Source organism: Rhodococcus sp. NPDC057014, assembly GCF_042673295.1.
GTDB lineage: Bacteria > Actinomycetota > Actinomycetes > Mycobacteriales > Mycobacteriaceae > Rhodococcus_F.
The window spans coordinates 1-2,202 of the sequence record NZ_JBHUSF010000587.1; the positions used below are offsets into that span (position 1 = coordinate 1).

A 2,202-nucleotide genomic window follows, 5' to 3' on the forward strand; every position below is an offset into this window, starting at 1 on the left:
GACGTCGCCGCCATGGGCTCGACCACCGCCTACCTCGACTCGGTCGGCGAACTCATCGACGAGGTCAAGAACACCGCCCTCGCCGAGGGCGCCGAGGAGATCTTCTATCCCGGCGAACTCGAAGACCGCGCCGAACACCGCAACCTCGACGCCGGCGGTGTCGTCCTGCCCGACCAGACCCGCACCGACCTCGAAACCCTCGGCGCCCAGGTCGGAATCACCGCGGACTTCTGATACGAGCGCGATACCCGGATCCCACGACGGATCCGGGTATCGGCGGCGCCCGGGGATGTCGACGGCGACGTCATTCATGATGCGGTCGTTCGATCGGCGCCGGACGTCCTTCTCAACCGAACACCCTCGAATAGACCCGGCCTCGAGAGGGCTGGGTGGTCACGATGCTCAAACTCTGATTTGAACGGCAGTGTCCACGCTTCTCGACGTAATTTACGCATCAAATCCGTTGATGTCTCGCCAGTTACATACTCGACGAAGCACGCGGACTGATCATCTGCGGACGAACCCTGCACCGGCACACCGCTGGGATCCTGGACGTAACCGCGGACCGTCTACGACCACCGCATAAGCGGCATCCGGCACCGAATGTGGCTTGTGTCGCACCGGCTCGGGCAGCTGTGGATCAGCGGCTGTGGTTGTGCATGACGTGCTTGGTGCGGGAGTAGTCGTCGAGGGCGTAGATCGACAGGTCGCGGCCGTAACCGGAACCCTTGAATCCACCCCACGGGACCTCGTTGGCCAGCACCAGGTGTGAATTGACCCAGACCGTACCGGAATCCAGCCGTGCGGCGATGTCGTGGCTGCGGCGCGCGTTCTCGGTCCAGACCGAAGCGGACAGGCCGACGGGGACGTCGTTGGCGCGGCGCACGGCCTCGTCCTCGTCGGTGAACGTCTCGACGGTGACGACGGGTCCGAAGATCTCCTCACGGGAGCGCTCGGCGCCGTCGGGGACGTCGACGAGCACCGTCGGTGCCACGAAGTAGCCGGTGCCGGCCAGCGCCGTTCCGCCGATGGCGACACGGATGCCCTGCTGGGCGGCGCGATCGAGGTAACCGACGACCCGATCGAAATGGGCCTTGGAGACGAGCGGTCCGATCTCGATGTCGTCGCCGGAGCCGGGTTCGCCGACGGCGAGTTCGCGGACCTGGGCGACGAAAAGTTCGACGAACTTGTCGGCGACCGACTCGTGGACCAGGACGCGGCACGCCGCGCCGCACTCCTGCCCGGAGTTCCAGAAGCTCGCGACCCGCAGCGACTCCGCTGCCTCCTCGAGATTGGCGTCGGCGAAGATCACGACCGGCGCCTTGCCGCCGAGTTCGAGGTGGACGCGCTTGAGGGTCTCGGCGGCACCGCGGGCGACGGCGCGGCCACTGCCCACCGACCCGGTGAGGGCGATCATGTCCACGTCCGGGTGCTCGGCGAGCCGGGCGCCGACGACCGAGCCGCGGCCGGTGACCACGTTCAGCACTCCGGCGGGCAGCAGGTCGGCGACGAGTTCGGCGAACTTCAGGGTCGTCAGCGGGGTCTGCTCCGACGGCTTGATCACGAGGGTGTTGCCGGCGGCGAGGATGGGTGCGATCTTCCATGCCGCCATCAGCAGGGGGTAGTTCCACGGGGTGACCACCCCGACCACTCCGAGGGGTTCGCGCAGGATCACCGACAGGTGGTTCTCGACGTAATCCCCGGCCGCCATGGACGTGGTCGCGCGCAGCGCGCCGGCCATGAAGCGGAAGGTGTCGATGGTGCCGTCGACGTCGTCACGGGAGACGGCCAGGGGCTTTCCGGCGTTCACCGATTCGAGTCGGGCGAGCAGGTCGGCGTTCGCGGCGAGCCGGTCGGCGATCTTGTGCAGAATCTCCGACCGCTCCTTGGGCACCACGCGTGCCCAGGCTTCCGCGGCCGCTGCGGCGGCGTTCACTGCGCGGTCGACGTCCTCGGTGGTGCCCTGCGGGATCTGAGCGATGACGTTCTCCGTGCTGGGGTCGATCACATCGAACACGTCGCCGGGAGCAGCTTGGTCGAACACGCCGTCGACGAAGTGCGAGGTCGGGGGAAGATCGGCCGTCGTGATCAGCGGCGCCGAGCCGGATGCACGGCGTACCGTCACGTCCTCGACGGGGGTTGAGATGGACATCAGAGGTACCTCCATGATCGTGGAACTCGAGCTGCAGGCCCGGTCCGTTG

Annotated in this window: 1 protein-coding gene and 1 pseudogene; one reads left to right on the forward strand and one right to left on the reverse strand. The window is 67.3% G+C overall.

Annotation, left to right across the window (positions count from 1 at the left end; all coding sequences use genetic code 11):
• Positions 1-234 (forward strand): annotated as a pseudogene (locus tag ACFTZB_RS45130) (Ldh family oxidoreductase); the annotation flags it as partial.
• 406 nt (positions 235-640) lie between these two features.
• Here the strand turns inward: ACFTZB_RS45130 and ACFTZB_RS45135 are convergent.
• The gene (locus ACFTZB_RS45135) at positions 641-2,152 is read right to left on the reverse strand and encodes an aldehyde dehydrogenase family protein (protein ID WP_378442443.1); all 1,512 of its coding nucleotides are present in this window, start codon (positions 2,150-2,152) and stop codon (positions 641-643) included.
• Positions 2,153-2,202: the final 50 nt, after the last annotated feature.

Coding starts and splice junctions, on each gene's coding strand:
- ACFTZB_RS45135 (WP_378442443.1), bottom strand. CDS start 2,152: ATGTCCATCTCAACCCCCGTCGAGGACGTGACGGTACGCCGTGCATCC.